The organism is Streptomyces sp. NEAU-YJ-81 (genome assembly GCF_017592595.1).
GTDB classification, from domain to species: domain Bacteria; phylum Actinomycetota; class Actinomycetes; order Streptomycetales; family Streptomycetaceae; genus Streptomyces; species Streptomyces hygroscopicus_B.
Window position 1 is genome coordinate 572,232 of sequence record NZ_JAGFNO010000003.1, and the last position, 14,336, is coordinate 586,567.

Genomic DNA, 14,336 nt, shown 5'->3' on the forward strand with positions numbered 1-14,336 from the left:
GGCCGCGGCCCCCGCCGGCGCGGCCGAGGCCGGCGCCGCACGCGGTCACCGGACGGCCCGGCGGCCGCTGGGCTGGTTCCGGCCGAGGCCGACCACCCGGCGCCTTCGTCGGGCGTACGACGTGGAAGCCCTGCCGTGCGGCAACCGGAGGGCCTTCTGCGCGGCGGCGAGGAGGCATCGTCCGCCGCCCGCCGCCGGGGCGGTCGTCTGCGGGGGAGCCGCGCCCTGGACGCGCGCGAAGTGGGCGGCGGGGGCCGGGGACGCGGCTCGGCAAGGCGGGCCAGTCGCCGGGGCCGGGCCAGTCGCCGGGGCCGGGCCGACCGGGTGCCCTGCCGCGTGCTCGGACCGGGACGGACGACAGGCGGGCGGGCCGTGAGTGGGGGCTCAGGCGCGGTGCGCGGCGGCGGTGCGGCGCAGTACGCGCAGTGAGCGGGGGCTCAGGCGGGGTGCGCGGTCGCGGTGCGGCGCAGTACGCGCAGCGAGCGGGGGCTCAGGCGGGGTGCGCGGTCGCGGTGCGGCGCAGTACGCGCAGTGAGCGGGGGCTCAGGCGGGGTGCGCGGTCGCGGTGCGGCGCAGTACGCGCAGCGAGCGGGTGGCGGAGACCTCGGTGAACGCGCCGGAGGCGAGCGCGCGGCGGTAGATCCGGTACGGCGCCTGGCCGCCGTCGGCCGGGTCCGGGAAGACGTCGTGGATCACCAGCAGCCCGCCCGGCGCGAGATGCGGCGCCCAGCCCTCGTAGTCGGCGCTCGCGTGCTCGTCGGTGTGCCCGCCGTCGATGAACACCAGCCCCACCGGCCGCCCCCACACCGCCGCGACTCGCGGCGACCGCCCGACCACGGCGATGACATGGTCCTCCAGCCCCGCCCGGTGGAGGGTGCGGCGGAAGGTGGGCAGCGTGTCCATCCGCCCCACCTCCGGGTCGACCACCTCCGGATCGTGGTACTCCCACCCCGGCTGCTGCTCCTCCGAGCCTCGGTGATGGTCCACGGTCACGACGACCGTCCCCGCCGCGCGGGCGGCGTCGGCCAGCAGAAGAGTGGAGCGCCCGCAGTACGTGCCGACTTCGAGCAGCGGCAGCCCGAGCCGACCGGCGGCGTCGGCCGCGGCCGCGTGCAGCGCCAGCCCCTCGTCCAGCGGCATGAAGCCCTTCGCCCCCTCGAAGGCGTCGAGCACGGTGCGATCGGGAACCGCGGACGCGGCGGCGGCAGCAGACTGAGTCACCGGTCCATCCTCCCGTACGACCTCCCAGGCGGGAGGGGAGGGGTCGGCCGGTGCGCGGCGCTCACAGCCAGCCGTTCTGGCGGGCGGCGCGGACGGCTTCCATGCGGTTGCGGGTCTGGGTCTTGCCGATGGCCGAGGAGAGGTAGTTGCGCACGGTGGCGGGGGACAGGTGGACCTTGGCCGCGATGTCCGCGACCGTCGCCCCGTCCACCGCCGCCGAGAGCACATCGCGCTCGCGCTGGGTCAGCGGGTTGGGGCCCGCGCTGAGGGCGGCGGCGGCCAGGCCCGGGTCGATGACGCGCTCACCGGCCAGGACCCGGCGGATCGCCACCGCCAGCTCCTCGACCGGGCCGTCCTTGACCAGGAACCCGGCCGCGCCCGCCTCCATCGCCCGGCGCAGATAGCCGGGGCGGCCGAAGGTGGTGAGGATCAGCACCTGGCACTCCGGGAGCGCCTCGCGCAGCGCGGCGGCGGCGTCCAGGCCGCTGCGGCCGGGGAGTTCGATGTCGAGCAGCGCCACATCGGGCCGGGTCTCCAGGGCCCGGGGCACGATCTCGTCGCCGTTCCCGAGCTGCGCGACGATCTCGAAGTCCTCCTCCAGTCCGAGCAGCAGGGCGAGTGCGCCCCGCATCATCCCCTGGTCCTCGGCGAGCAGGAGCTTGATCACGCCTTTCGCGTCGTTTGCGCCGTGTGCACCCTGCGTGCCCTGCGTGCCCTGCGCACCCTGCGTGCCCTGCGTTTTGCTCACACCGTCCGCGTCGTTCACGCCGTCCGGGCCTCCTTGACCTCGGGCTCCATCGGATCCTCCGTATCCACCGGCAGTTCGGCGACGAGCCGGAAGCCACGGCGCCCGCCGGGGCCGGACTCCAGCGAGCCGCCCGCCGCGGACAGCCGTTCGGCCAGGCCCTTGAGGCCCGTACCGCCGATCGCGCCCTCTGCCGTTCCGCCGCCCGCGCCCCCATGGCCCGCGGTGCTCGGGGAGCCTACGCCGCCCCCGTCGTCCGTGATCTCCAGCCGTATCCGGTCCATGCCGCCGCGGACCTCGATCTCGCACCGGGCCGCCCCGCTGTGCCGCACCACATTGGTGACGCCCTCGCGGACCACCCACCCCAGCAGCGCCTCGGTCTGCGGGGCCAGCGGCGGCCCGGAGCGGCGGACGGCGGCCTCGATACCGGCGGCGTCCAGCGCCGAGCGGGCCCGGTCCAGCTCGGTGGCCAGGCTGCCCTCGCGATAGCCGGTGACGGCCTCGCGGATCTCGGTGAGCGCCTGCCGCCCGACCGCCTCGATGTCCGCGGCCTGCCCCAGCGCGGCCTCCAGGTTCTTCGGGGCGAGCCGGCGCACCGCCTCCGCCTTGACCACGACGACCGACATGGTGTGGCCCAGCAGATCGTGCAGATCGCGGGAGAACCGCAGCCGCTCCTTCTCCACCGCCGTACGGGCCAGCTCCTGGCGGGTGGCGCGGAGCTGGGCGACGGTCTCGAAGAGCGACAGGATGGCCGCCGTCACCAGGCCGGACAGCATGGTCCCGTACGAGACCGTGAGCGAGTCCGAGGCGCCGCCGCGCAACCCGGCGATGATCCCGGCGGAGCTGGATAGGACGATGATGACCGGTCCCAGCGTCCGCCTTCCCCCGCGCAGCACGATCCCGGAGGCCAGTGACAGCAGTGGGAAGCACAGCAGCCAGTCCCCGGCATAGCCGATGCCCAGCGCGTAGGTGACCGTCGCCAGCCCGGCGAGCGCCAGCAACGGGGCCCGGGTGTGGCGGCGGCGCTCGTCCAGGCTGGTGTAGACGGCGGTCACGTAGAGCGCGACGAAGGCCGCCGCCCCGGCGCCACCGAGCCAGGGCAGGGGGGTCTTCCCCTTGAAGAGCGCCTGCACATCCCCCGAGAGCATGAAAAGCCACGGCAGGAAGGCGCGGCGGCCCGGCGGCTTGATGCGCTCGATGCGCGCGGCGGTGGCATACATGCGTCCGACCTTACGGAAGCCCTTATGAGCTGGGCAGATGCGGATGTCGGGGGATGGCCGTGACATTTGTCCCGGGCCCTTCGTCACCCCGGACAGCGGTCGTCCGAAGGTCATCCGACGGCGGTCTGAATGTCTGTCTGATGGGCCGTCAGCACTCTTCCCCCTTCGGAGCGATTGGGCTATACAGGGTGCCATCGGCTAGAACGCGTTCTACATATCCATGCGAGCGACGCGACCCGGCCGACCAGCGACGACCCCGGCACGGCCGACGGTGCGGACGGGCGGGCCGGGGTCTTCGGACCGTGGCCGAGCGAGCGGACCAAGGAGTGCTGTCGCCCTATGCCCATCGATGCCGCCAAGGCCATCTCGGCCGAACCCCGCAGCACCGCTCTCACCTGGGGGCACAAGGACATCCAGCTCTACCACCTGGGCATCGGCGCCGGTATCCCCGCCACCGACCCCGAAGAACTCCGCTACACCCTGGAGAGCAGGCTCCATGTGCTCCCCAGCTTCGCGACCGTCGCGGGCGGCGGTATGGCGGTCGCCGGGGGCATGAGCGCGCCCGGGATCGACGTCGACCTCGCCGCCGTGCTGCACGGCGGCCAGACCGTCGAACTCCACCGGCCGATCCCGGTCAGCGGGGACGCCACCCAGACCTCGAAGGTCGCCGCGGTGTACGACAAGGGCAAGGCGGCGGTCATCGTGCTGCGCTCCGACGTCGCCGACGCGGACGGCCCGCTGTGGACCTGCGACACCCAGATCTTCGCCCGGGGCGAGGGCGGCTTCGGCGGCGAGCGCGGCCCCTCCGACCGCGTGGAGCCACCCGCCCGGGAGCCGGACCACACCGTGGAGCGGGCCATCCGCGAGGACCAGGCGCTGCTCTACCGGCTCTCCGGGGACTGGAACCCGCTCCACGCCGATCCCGCGTTCGCCGAGGTGGCGGGGTTCGAGAGGCCCATCCTGCACGGGCTGTGCTCGTACGGGATGGTGCTCAAGGCGGTCGTGGACACGGCGCTGGGCGGGGACGTCGCCCGGGTGCGCTCGTACACCACCCGCTTCGCCGGGGTGGTGTACCCGGGCGAGACCCTGCGCGTGCGGATGTGGCGGGACGAGGGGCGCGTCCAGGTGACGGCGACCGCCGTCGAGCGGGACGACGCGCCGGTCCTCACCGACACCATCGTCGACCACGTTTGATCCGGCTCGAGCAGGCTCGATCCGGCTTGAGCGGCGTTCCGGCGTGAACAGGCTCGATCCGGCTTGAGCCAGCGTGATCCCAGTGTGATCCCCAAGGAGGCGTCGTGCGCGCGGCCGTACTGCATGAGACGGGACAGGACAAGCTCGAAGTCCTCGACGACATCGAGGCGGTGGGCTTCGGCCCCGGGAAGGTCCGGCTGCGGCTGAGGGCCACCGGGCTGTGCCACTCCGACCTCTCCGCGATGGCCGGGGTGCTGCCGCAGCCCGCGCCGTTCGTCCCCGGCCACGAGGGCGCGGGCGAGGTCCTCGACGTGGGCGACGGGGTGACCGGGCTGAGCGCCGGGGACCGGGTGCTGGTGTGCTGGCTGCCCGCCTGCGGCGACTGTCCGGCCTGTCAGCGCGGTCAGACCGAGCTGTGCCTGGCCGGGTTCATGAACGCCGGGACCCCCAACTTCCGGCGCTCCGGCGGCAGTCCGCAGGAGCTCTTCGGCATGTCCGGGACCGGCACCTTCGCCGAGGAGATCGTCCTCCCCGCCGCCTGTGCCGTGCCGATCCCCGACGACGTCCCGTACGACATCGCGGCCCTCATCGGCTGCGGGGTGACCACCGGCCTCGGGGCCGCCTTCAACACCGCCCGGGTGGAGGCCGGTTCGTCGGTCGCGGTCATCGGCTGCGGCGGGGTGGGCATCAGCGTCATCCAGGGGGCCAGGGCGTCGGGCGCCGCGCAGATCGTCGCCGTCGACCCGGTGGAGTCGCGGCGCGAGGCCGCGCTGCGCTTCGGGGCCACGGAGGCGGTGGCGCCGGACGGTCTGGACACCGCCAAGAACAGCGTCACGGCGGGCGAGGGCTTCGACTACGTCTTCGAGGTCGTGGGCCGCTCCGCCACCGCCCGCCGGGCCTACGAGATCACCCGGCGCGGCGGCACGCTGTGCGTGGTCGGGGCCGGGGCGCTCGACGACTTCCTGCAGTTCAACATGTTCGAGCTGTTCTTCGACGAGAAGCGCATCCTGCCCTCGCTCTACGGCGGCGGCGATGTGCTCCGCTCCTACCGGCGCACCATCGACCTGTGGCGGGCGGGCCGGATCGACCTCGAAGGGCTGATCACCCACCGGGTGCGGCTCGGCGAGATCAACGACGCGATCGGCCAGATGCGGACCGGGGAGGCACTGCGCACATGCATCGAGATCTGACGGGCCCCCTGGAGGGGAGTCCACTGACCGGGAGCCCGCCGGCCGGGAGCCCGCTGGCAGGGAAGACCGCGATCGTCACCGGCGCCGGACGCGGCCTCGGCCGCGCCGAGGCCCTGGAACTGGCCCGGCTGGGCGCGAATGTCGTCGTCAACGACTACGGACAGGGCGGACGCGACGGCTCGGGCGAGGCATCGGCCGGCCCCGCCGAGCAGGTCGCCGAGGAGATCCGCGCGGCCGGCGGCCGGGCCACGGCCCACGCGGGCGATGTGGCCGACTTCGCGCAGGCGGGCGAGCTGGTCCAGCTCGCGATCGACACCTACGGCGCGCTGGACATCCTGGTCAACAACGCGGGCATCCTGCGCGACCGGATGGTCTTCTCGATGAGTGAGAACGAGTGGGACTCGGTGATCCGGGTCCATCTCAAGGGCCACTTCAACACCATCCGCTTCGCCGCCGCGCACTGGCGCGAGCGGTCCAAGGCGGCGGAGGGCGGCCCGGTCCACGGCCGGATCATCAACACCTCCTCGGAGGCGTTCCTCGCCGGTTCGCCGGGCCAGCCGAACTACGCGGCGGCGAAGGGCGGCATCGTCGGGCTGACCACCTCCACTGCGGTGGCGCTCGCCAAGTACGGGGTGACGGCCAACGTCATCTGCCCGCGCGCCCGCACCCGGATGACCGAGGACGTCTTCGCGGACTTCGAGGTTCCGCAGGACGGCCGGCTCGACGCCCTCGCCCCCGAACACGCGGCCCCGCTGGTCGGCTATCTCGCCTCACCGGGCGCGGCGAAGGTGAACGGCCAGGTGTTCGTGGTGCACGGCGGCATGCTGGCGATCCTGGAGCGGCCGAAGGTGGCGGCGAAGCTGGACGCCAAGGAGGACGCCTTCGGCTTCGAGGAGCTGGACGCGGTGCTGACGCCGTACTTCGCGGAGCGGGGCGGGGAGAGCTTCGCGGCGGTGGAGGTGCTGGGCCTCAAGCGGGGATGACGGGAGGGGGCCCGGGGTGGGGGCCTGGCGGCCCGCGGGGGCAGGCCGGGGGCCCGGGTCGGGGTCCTGGGGCCTGGGTCGGGGGACTGGGGCCTGGGTCGGGGGCGTCCCACGATCGCCGGACGGGCTGGACTTCCGCGGGAAATCCAGCCCGTCCCGCGATCGGAAACGCGCCCCGGAGGGCCAGATCCTGAGAATCTCAGGCGGCGTTCTCATTCGGGCGTCGGTGGCGGCCGTTGGCCGGTGCCTGGGACTCCTCGGACGCGGCCTGCCCCCGGTGCTTGCCCTGAGAGCCATCGGCCTGGGCGGCGGCGGCGTCCCGCGGGCGCGCCTGGGTCGTGTCGATGTGGGTTTCGGACATGGTGGGTACGTCACCCCGTCAGATCGCTTTGTACTGTGCGAAGGGGGCTGACCACGATGTCGCACGCCCTTCCATGCGCATCGCCCGGGGCGCCCCGCGCGTGACGGTACGCCGGGACGCGCAGCCCCCGCTCGAGTCTAACCACGGCGGTGATCCCGGACCCAGCGGGGTGGCCGGGGCTGCGGGGGCCGGGCGAGCGGGGCCTGCTGCAGCGGTACGGGCCGCAGGGCGGGGCTCGTACCGGAGCCGGGATCGGGGTCCGGCTCGGGCCCCATCTCCTGCTCGACCCCGGCCCATGAACCGGTCCCGCCCCACGGCTCGACACCCGATCCGCCCTCGGGCTCCGGCATCCGCACCGGCACCGGCATCGCTTCCCGCACCGGCATCGGCGACCGCTCCCGCACCGGCACCGGCACCGGCTCGGGTGCGGGTGTCCGCGACGGTGCCAGTCCGGCCGTTCGCGAGGGTCTCAGCTCAGGCGTCAGCCCGGCCGTTCTCGACGGTCTCAGCTCCGGTGCCGGTCCAGGTGGCCGCAGCGGCGTCAGCCCAGGCGTTCGCGCGGGGTCCGAGCCGCCGGGGCCGCCGACCCGGGCCCACGGTGTGATCCGGGTCGCGATCTCGGCCGCGGGGGACGTCGTCCAGGGTGTCTGCACGTCCCGCGCCCCGGCCGGACCCGGACCCGGGGGCTCCCCGGCCACCCGGCCGGAGGGCTCGGACAACACCCGTGTCACCCGCGCGATCCGCCGCGCTCCCGTCGCCTCATCCGGCCGCCACGATCCCGTCGCGTCGTCCGGTGGCCACGCTCCCGTCGCGCTGTTTGGTCGCCACGACCCCGTCGCCTCGGCCCGAGGCCATTTTCCCGTCGCGTCGTCCGGTCGCCACGACCCGGTCGCCTCTTCCGGGCGCCACGCTCCCGCCGCCTCGTCCCGTTGCCACGACCCCGTCGAGTCGTCCGATCGCCACGGCGTCTCCGGCGCCCCGGACGGTTCCGCCGCGCGCGGGGTGCCCAAGGCACCGCCCGAGGTACCGCCCGCGACGCCTGCCGCGCCCGCCCCGCCCGAGGCACCGCCCGAAGTGCCACCCGAGGCACCACTCGGGCCACCCGACCCCTCCGGAACGTCCGCCACCCGCGCCCCACCCGCCGCCGCCGGTACCCAAGAACCCCCCGGCAGTCTCGGCGCCGCCGCCCCCGGCACCCCCGACGGCCGCACCCGGGCCAGCCCGCAAGACACCTGCGGGGTCGCGTACGGCAGCCGCAGCTCGCCGTCCCGGGTCCACAGGCCCGCGCCCGGAAGCCAGCCCTCCGGTGCGGGGAACTCGCGTAGCCGCCGCTCGGCCGGGCGCCATACGCCCACCCACGGCCGTCCGGCCCCGCCCCGTCCGTCGACGCGGAAGGCCACCGCGCACGCCTCCGGCGTCAGCACCTGCCCCGGCTGCACCGCGAACGGCGTGGCCTCCGACCACCCCGCGGGCCGCAGGCAGTCCGGGAACCGCACCGGCCGGGTGCTGCCCAGCACCCCCCACCCCAGCCGCTCCTCCCCGGGCGCGTCGGACCGTACGAGCAGCAGACCGCTGTCGGGGTCGGCGAGCAGCAGCCGGTCGTCGCTGCGCTCGGTGATCTGCAGCAGCGGGCTGGTCTCACCGCCGCGCCGCAGATCGACCACCACGGTCTTCGTCCGGCCGTCGAGTTCGCGGTCGAGCGCCAGCAGCCGGCCCGTACGGTCCAGCCAACTGCCGCCCGTACAGCGGCCGGGCACCTCGGCCAGATGCTGGGGGACGAGGACGCCACCCCCGGCCACCAGCCAGACGGAGGTGGACCGCGGCCCGCGCCCCAGCGCGAACGCGCACAGGCCGCCGGGCGCGGGCGGCAGCAGTGAGACCTCGGCGCGGTCGATGCCGCCGAGCGAGCGCTCGCCGGTGCCGGGACCGGCCGGGTAGAGCAGCGAGAAGGCGTGGTGTCCGGCCACCCGGCGGTGGATGAGCACCTGCCCGTCGGCCAGGGGCAGCAGTTCGCAGTCCGGCTCCTCGGGCTGGGCGGCGGGCAGCGGCACGGCGTAGGGCTCCGGGCCGTCCAGCGTCCAGCGCTCGGGGTACCAGCAGCACGCCTCCTCGCTGAGCGCGAGCCGCGCGCCGTACGAGCGGTCCGAGGCGATGGTGAAACCCCCTCGTGGCCGGTCGCCGACGCCCCCGGTGAGGGCGGTGTCGAAGGCACAGGCAGTCATCGGTCAGTCACCTCCGGCCACTGAACGTAGTTTTCGTACTCCCTGCCGAAGGCCGTAATGGGTGCGCTCCACCCGTAAGTGTGGCTCTTGCCCGATTCGCCTGAGAGGTCGGGGGTGAATGTGCTGTAAGCGACGGGAGGATGGTTTGTGATTAAAGTAAGGCACACCTAAGTGCGACTGGCGCGCTCGTGAGAATGGCGCGCCCCTGCTACCCCAGGAGCTCCGTCATGTCCCTGAGCGTCCGCGGCAGTGCCGCCCTCGCCCTCGCCCTGGCCGGGGCGCTGTCCCTCGCCGCCTGCGGATCGTCGGACGACGGGGACGGCGCCAAGCGCAACGGCGGGGGCGGCAAGTCCGTCGCCCAGGGCGGCAAGGACTTCGGCTCGGCGGCCGAGCAGACCGCGAAGATGGGCACGGACGCCAAGCCCGGCGCGTTCCCCCGCACCATCACCCACGCGATGGGCAAGACCGAGCTCAAGAGCAAGCCGAAGCGGGTCGTGGTGCTCGACGTCGGCGAATTGGACAACGTCGTCTCGCTGGGGCTGAAGCCGGTGGGCTACGCCCCCTCCGAGGGCGACCAGGCCATACCCGACTACCTCAAGAAGGACGCCGGGAACCCGAAGAACGTCGGCACCATCAACAACCTCAACCTCGAGGCCATCAACGCCCTCCACCCCGATCTGATCCTCGGCAGCAAGCTGCGCGCCGAGCCGCTCTACGACGAGCTGAAGCAGATCGCCCCGACCGTCTTCGCCATCCGCCCCGGCTTCACCTGGAAGGAGAACTACCTCCTCAACGCCGCGGCGCTGGACCGGACCGCCGACGCCGAGCGCGCACTCGGCGCGTACGAGCAGAAGGCGAAGAAGCTCGGCGAGGACATCGGCCCCGACAAGCCGACCATCACCATGCTCCGCTTCATGCCGCAGGCCACCCGGCTCTACGCCAAGGCGTCCTTCATCGGCACCATCCTCCAGGACGTCGGCCTGCCGCGCCCGAAGAACCAGCAGATCAACGACCTCGCCGCCGAGATCGGCCCGGAGCGGATCGACGACGCCGACGCCGACTGGATCTTCACCGGTGTCTACGGCGACCCCAAGGCCACCAAGCGCGACCAGGCGCAGTCCAACCCGCTGTGGAAGAAGCTGAAGGCGGTCAAGGCGGGCCAGGCCAAGAATGTCGACGAGGAGACCTGGTACCTGGGCCTCGGCGTCACCGCCGCCGACCGGGTCCTCGACGACCTCCGCGGCTACCTCGTCCACGGATGAGCGTTTCCGCTCGGGAACTTGCGGTGCCGACAGGGAGCGAGCCTCGCTCCCTGGCGGCGTCTCCCTGGCGGCGTCGAGCAGGGTGAGCATGACGTCCAAAACATGCCCGGGCAGGCTCGGCGGAGGACCGGTGCGGGCGGCCCGCCGCCGGCGCCCGCGCCACGTCGGCCAGGCCGTAGTCCCGGGCGGAGCCCGCGTGGCGACCGTCGTCGCGCTGAGTGAAGGCCGGGGCAGGGCTCAGCCGTGATACGGGAGGTAGCCTTGCCCCGTGCCCGCACTCAACGACGTCATCGCCGCACTCGACGCCCTCTGGCCGCCCGAGCGGGCGGAGCAGTGGGACGCCGTCGGCACGGTGTGCGGTGACCCCGAGGCCGAGGTCACCCGCGTGCTGTTCGCCGTCGACCCGGTCCAGGAGGTGGCCGACGAGGCGGTGGATCTCGGCGCCGATCTGCTGATCACTCACCATCCGCTCTATCTGCGGGGGACGACCACGGTCGCCGCCTCCAGCTTCAAGGGCCGGGTGGTGCACACGCTGATCAAGAACGACATCGCCCTGCACGTCGCGCACACCAACGCCGACACCGCCGACCCCGGCGTCTCCGACGCCCTCGCCGGCGCGCTCGACCTGCGGATCGTCGGCCCGCTGGTGCCCGACGCCACCGACCCCGAGGGCCGCCGCGGTCTGGGCCGGGTCTGCGAGCTCGACCACCCCGAGACGCTGCGGGAGTTCACCGAGCGCGCCGCCGCCCGGCTGCCCGCCACCGCGCAGGGCATCCGCGCCGCGGGCGACCCGGACCGTACGATCCACCGGGTCGCCGTCAGCGGCGGCTCCGGCGACAGCCTCTTCGACGCGGTGCGCGCGGCCGGGGTCGACGCGTTCCTCACCGCCGATCTGCGCCACCACCCGTCCTCGGAGGCACGGGAGCACAGCGATCTCGCCCTGGTGGACGCCGCGCACTGGGCCACCGAATGGCCATGGACCGAACAGGCCGCGGCCCAACTGGACGAGATCTCCGACCGGCACGGCTGGGGCCTGCGTACGTATGTCTCCCGTATCGTCACCGATCCCTGGACGGCCCACGCCACGGCCCCCGCCGTCCGCGCGGCCGCTCCGTCCTTCTCCGCTTGACCCCGCACCGCTCGACCCCGCACCGCTTGAACACCCGTTCGCAGTTTCCGCCCCTGACCCCGTGACTTCCCTGACCTCGTTTTCCGTTCCACCCGACTCCCCTGGAGCCCCACGCTGAATGCCGCGCCCGCCGATCAGATCCGCCTCCTCGACGTCCAGGCGCTCGACGTCCGGCTGTCGCAACTCGCGCACAAGCGCAGGACGCTGCCCGAGCACACCGAGATCGAGACGCTGAACGCCGATCACACCCAGCTCCGCGACCTGCTCATCGCCGCGCAGACCGAGGAGAGCGACACCGCCCGCGAGCAGACCAAGGCGGAGCAGGACGTGGACCAGGTGCGCCAGCGCGCCGCCCGCGACCAGAAGCGCCTGGACTCCGGTGCCGTCACCTCGCCGAAGGATCTGGAGAACCTCCAGCACGAGATCGCCTCCCTCGCCAAGCGCCAGGGCAACCTGGAGGACGTCGTCCTGGAGGTCATGGAGCGCCGGGAGTCCGTCCAGGAGCGGATCGCCGAGCTGACCGAGCGGGTGGAGTCCCTCCAGTCCAAGATCGGCGACGCCCAGTCGCGCCGGGACGCGGCGGCCGAGGGGATCGGCGCCGAGATCGCGACCGCCACCAAGGAGCGCGAGGTGATCGTCGGCACCATCCCCGCCGATCTGCTGAAGCTCTACGACAAGCTGCGCGAGCAGCAGGGCGGTGTCGGCGCGGCCCGGCTCTACCAGCGCAGCTGCGACGGCTGCCGCCAGGAGCTCGCCATCACCGAGCTCAACGAGGTGCGCTCGGCGGCCCCCGACACGGTGCTGCGGTGCGAGAACTGCCGCCGGATCCTGATCCGTACGCCCGAGTCGGGGCTGTAGGGCGATGGCGCGGCGCTTCGTCGTCGAGGCGGACGGCGGGTCCCGGGGCAACCCGGGGCCGGCTGGCTACGGCGCGGTCGTGCTCGACGCGGAGACCGGTGAGCCGCTCGCCGAGGTGGCCGAGTACATCGGCACGGCGACCAACAACGTCGCCGAGTACAAGGGCCTGATCGCCGGGTTGCGGGCGGCGAACGCCCTGGACCCGGAGGCCGAGGTCCGGGTGCGGATGGACTCCAAGCTGGTCATCGAGCAGATGTCGGGCCGCTGGAAGATCAAGCACCCCGATATGCGGCCGCTCGCCGCCGAGGCCAAGGCGATCATGCCGCCCGGCCAGCTGACGTACGAGTGGATCCCGCGCGAGAAGAACAAGCACGCGGACCGGCTCGCCAACGAGGCGATGGACGCGGGCAAGCGGGGCGAGCAGTGGCAGCCGAAGGTGCCGCCCGGCGGCACACTGGCGGCGGGCGCGCCGGAGGCCGCGGCCCCCGCCGCGCCGGCCGACGACGCCCTCGCCGAGCCCGCCGCCACCGGCGCCCCGGCGGTGGGCTGGGGCTCGGCGGATCTGGGCACCCCCGCCACGTTCGTCCTGCTCCGGCACGGGGAGACCCCGCTCACCCCCGAGAAGCGCTTCTCCGGCAGCGGCGGCACCGACCCCGGACTCTCCGACGTGGGCCGCCACCAGGCCGAGCGGGTGGCCGCGGCGCTCGCCGCCCGCGGCACCATCCAGGCCATCGTCACCTCACCGCTGCGGCGCTGCCGGGAGACCGCCGACGCGGTGGCCCGGCGCCTGGGCCTGGACGTTCGCGTCGAGGAGGGGCTGCGGGAGACGGACTTCGGCGCATGGGAGGGCCTGACCTTCGCGGAGGTCAAGGAGCGCCACCCGAAGGACCTGGAGGCATGGCTGGCCTCCACCAAGGTGGCCCCCACCGCCGGCGGCGAGAGCTTCGCGACGGTCACGCGCAGGGTCGCGCTCTCCCGCGACAAGCTGATCGCCCGCTACACGGGCCGTACGGTGCTGCTGGTCACCCATGTCACACCGATCAAGACCCTGGTCCGACTGGCCCTGGGCGCCCCGCCGGAGACCCTGTTCCGCATGGAGCTCTCGGCGGCGTCGCTGTCGGCGGTGGCGTACTACGCGGACGGGAACGCGTCGTTGAGGCTGCTGAACGAGACGGCGCACCTGCGGTAGGGGCACGGGGAAGCTGTGCTAGGGGCGCCGACCGCAGCGACTGTCACCCCCCGGGGGGCACCCCGGGAGGTCACGCTCGAAGGTCACCCCCGCAGTGCCGCCGCCTCCCGGGCCAGGGACTCGACGCGCCCCCAGTCGCCCGCCGCCAGCGCGTCCGAGGGCAGCATCCAAGTGCCGCCCACGCAGCCGACGTTGGGGAGGGCCAGGTACTCGGGGGCGTTCGAGGCGTTGACCCCGCCGGTCGGGCAGAAGCGGGCCTGGGGAAGTGGCGAGGCGAGCGCCTTCAGATACGGCGTGCCCCCGGCCGCCTGCGCCGGGAAGAACTTCATCTCCTCGACCCCGCGCTCCAGCAGCGCCACGACCTCCGAGGTGGTCGAGACCCCCGGCAGATACGGCAGGCCGGACGCGTCCAGCGCGCCCAGCAGCCGGTCCGTCCAGCCGGGCGTGACCAGGAAGCGCGACCCGGCGGCGACGGCCGTCTCCACCTGTTCGGGGCTCAGGACGGTACCGGCGCCGACGATCGCGTCCGGGACCTCCTCGGCGATCGCCCGGATCGCGTCCGCGGCGGCGGGCGTCCGGAAGGTCACCTCGATCACCGGCAGCCCGCCCGCCACCAGCGAACGGGCCAGCGGGACCGCTTGGGCCGCGTCCTGGACGATGACCACGGGGATGACGGGGGCGAGGTCGAGCAGCGAGGAGTCCGGGGAACCGGGGGAGGGCGCGGTGCTAGTCACGGCGCCCATCCTGCCCAGGTGCGGCGCA

Annotated in this window: 13 protein-coding genes; 7 read left to right on the plus strand and 6 right to left on the minus strand. The window is 73.8% G+C overall.

The features are described from left to right. Positions 1-543: 543 nt before the first annotated feature. The 3 genes from J5X86_RS10995 to J5X86_RS11005 all read right to left on the minus strand — a co-directional run bounded on the left by J5X86_RS10995 (position 544) and on the right by J5X86_RS11005 (position 3,186). Positions 544-1,140 (minus strand): class I SAM-dependent methyltransferase, encoded by a 597-nt coding sequence (locus J5X86_RS10995; protein ID WP_243980107.1) that lies wholly within the window; start codon positions 1,138-1,140, stop codon positions 544-546. 142 nt (positions 1,141-1,282) lie between these two features. Beyond that, entirely contained in the window at positions 1,283-1,888 is a 606-nt protein-coding gene (locus J5X86_RS11000; RefSeq protein WP_043240772.1) for a response regulator transcription factor, read from the minus strand. Positions 1,889-1,983: 95 nt separating this feature from the next. Continuing rightward, positions 1,984-3,186 carry a sensor histidine kinase gene (locus J5X86_RS11005; RefSeq protein ID WP_208516526.1) on the minus strand — a complete coding sequence of 401 codons (1,203 nt, stop codon included), beginning with the start codon at positions 3,184-3,186 and terminating at the stop codon, positions 1,984-1,986. Positions 3,187-3,525: 339 nt separating this feature from the next. Between J5X86_RS11005 and J5X86_RS11010 the strand changes: the two genes are divergently transcribed. From J5X86_RS11010 to J5X86_RS11020, 3 genes are all read left to right on the plus strand, one after another. Further along, positions 3,526-4,380, plus strand: coding sequence for a MaoC/PaaZ C-terminal domain-containing protein (locus J5X86_RS11010; protein WP_119987549.1), 855 nt, complete (start codon positions 3,526-3,528; stop codon positions 4,378-4,380). Positions 4,381-4,484: 104 nt separating this feature from the next. Continuing rightward, complete coding sequence (locus tag J5X86_RS11015; protein WP_208516527.1) at positions 4,485-5,570, plus strand: Zn-dependent alcohol dehydrogenase; 1,086 nt, start codon at positions 4,485-4,487, stop codon at positions 5,568-5,570. Beyond that, on the plus strand, positions 5,555-6,553 hold the full coding sequence (locus J5X86_RS11020) for a 3-oxoacyl-ACP reductase (RefSeq protein ID WP_243979976.1): 999 nt from the start codon (positions 5,555-5,557) through the stop codon (positions 6,551-6,553). The genes J5X86_RS11015 and J5X86_RS11020 overlap by 16 nt, the downstream gene beginning before the upstream one ends. 199 nt (positions 6,554-6,752) lie before the next feature. Here the strand turns inward: J5X86_RS11020 and J5X86_RS11025 are convergent, their stop codons facing one another. Together J5X86_RS11025 and J5X86_RS52810 are read right to left on the minus strand one after the other, a co-directional pair. Then, the gene (locus J5X86_RS11025) at positions 6,753-6,914 is read right to left on the minus strand and encodes a hypothetical protein (protein WP_208516528.1); all 162 of its coding nucleotides are present in this window, start codon (positions 6,912-6,914) and stop codon (positions 6,753-6,755) included. A gap of 137 nt (positions 6,915-7,051) precedes the next feature. Further along, positions 7,052-9,136 carry a hypothetical protein gene (locus J5X86_RS52810; RefSeq protein WP_374229237.1) on the minus strand — a complete coding sequence of 695 codons (2,085 nt, stop codon included), beginning with the start codon at positions 9,134-9,136 and terminating at the stop codon, positions 7,052-7,054. 227 nt (positions 9,137-9,363) lie between these two features. Here J5X86_RS52810 and J5X86_RS11035 point away from each other — a divergent pair, with 227 nt between their 5' ends. The 4 genes from J5X86_RS11035 (at position 9,364) to J5X86_RS11050 (ending at position 13,574) form a co-directional block, all read left to right on the plus strand. Further along, complete coding sequence (locus J5X86_RS11035) at positions 9,364-10,398, plus strand: ABC transporter substrate-binding protein (RefSeq protein ID WP_208516529.1); 1,035 nt, start codon at positions 9,364-9,366, stop codon at positions 10,396-10,398. A 268-nt stretch (positions 10,399-10,666) separates the two neighbouring features. Next, on the plus strand, positions 10,667-11,527 hold the full coding sequence (locus J5X86_RS11040) for a Nif3-like dinuclear metal center hexameric protein (RefSeq protein WP_208516530.1): 861 nt from the start codon (positions 10,667-10,669) through the stop codon (positions 11,525-11,527). Between the two features lie 114 nt (positions 11,528-11,641). Next, complete coding sequence (locus J5X86_RS52440; RefSeq protein ID WP_208516585.1) at positions 11,642-12,385, plus strand: zinc ribbon domain-containing protein; 744 nt, start codon at positions 11,642-11,644, stop codon at positions 12,383-12,385. 4 nt (positions 12,386-12,389) lie between these two features. Then, positions 12,390-13,574: a bifunctional RNase H/acid phosphatase gene (locus tag J5X86_RS11050; protein WP_208516531.1), complete on the plus strand. Its 1,185-nt coding sequence runs from the start codon at positions 12,390-12,392 to the stop codon at positions 13,572-13,574. A gap of 83 nt (positions 13,575-13,657) precedes the next feature. Here the strand turns inward: J5X86_RS11050 and eda are convergent, their stop codons facing one another. Next, on the minus strand, positions 13,658-14,317 hold the full coding sequence (gene eda, locus J5X86_RS11055) for a bifunctional 4-hydroxy-2-oxoglutarate aldolase/2-dehydro-3-deoxy-phosphogluconate aldolase (protein WP_208516532.1): 660 nt from the start codon (positions 14,315-14,317) through the stop codon (positions 13,658-13,660). Positions 14,318-14,336 lie beyond the last annotated feature (19 nt).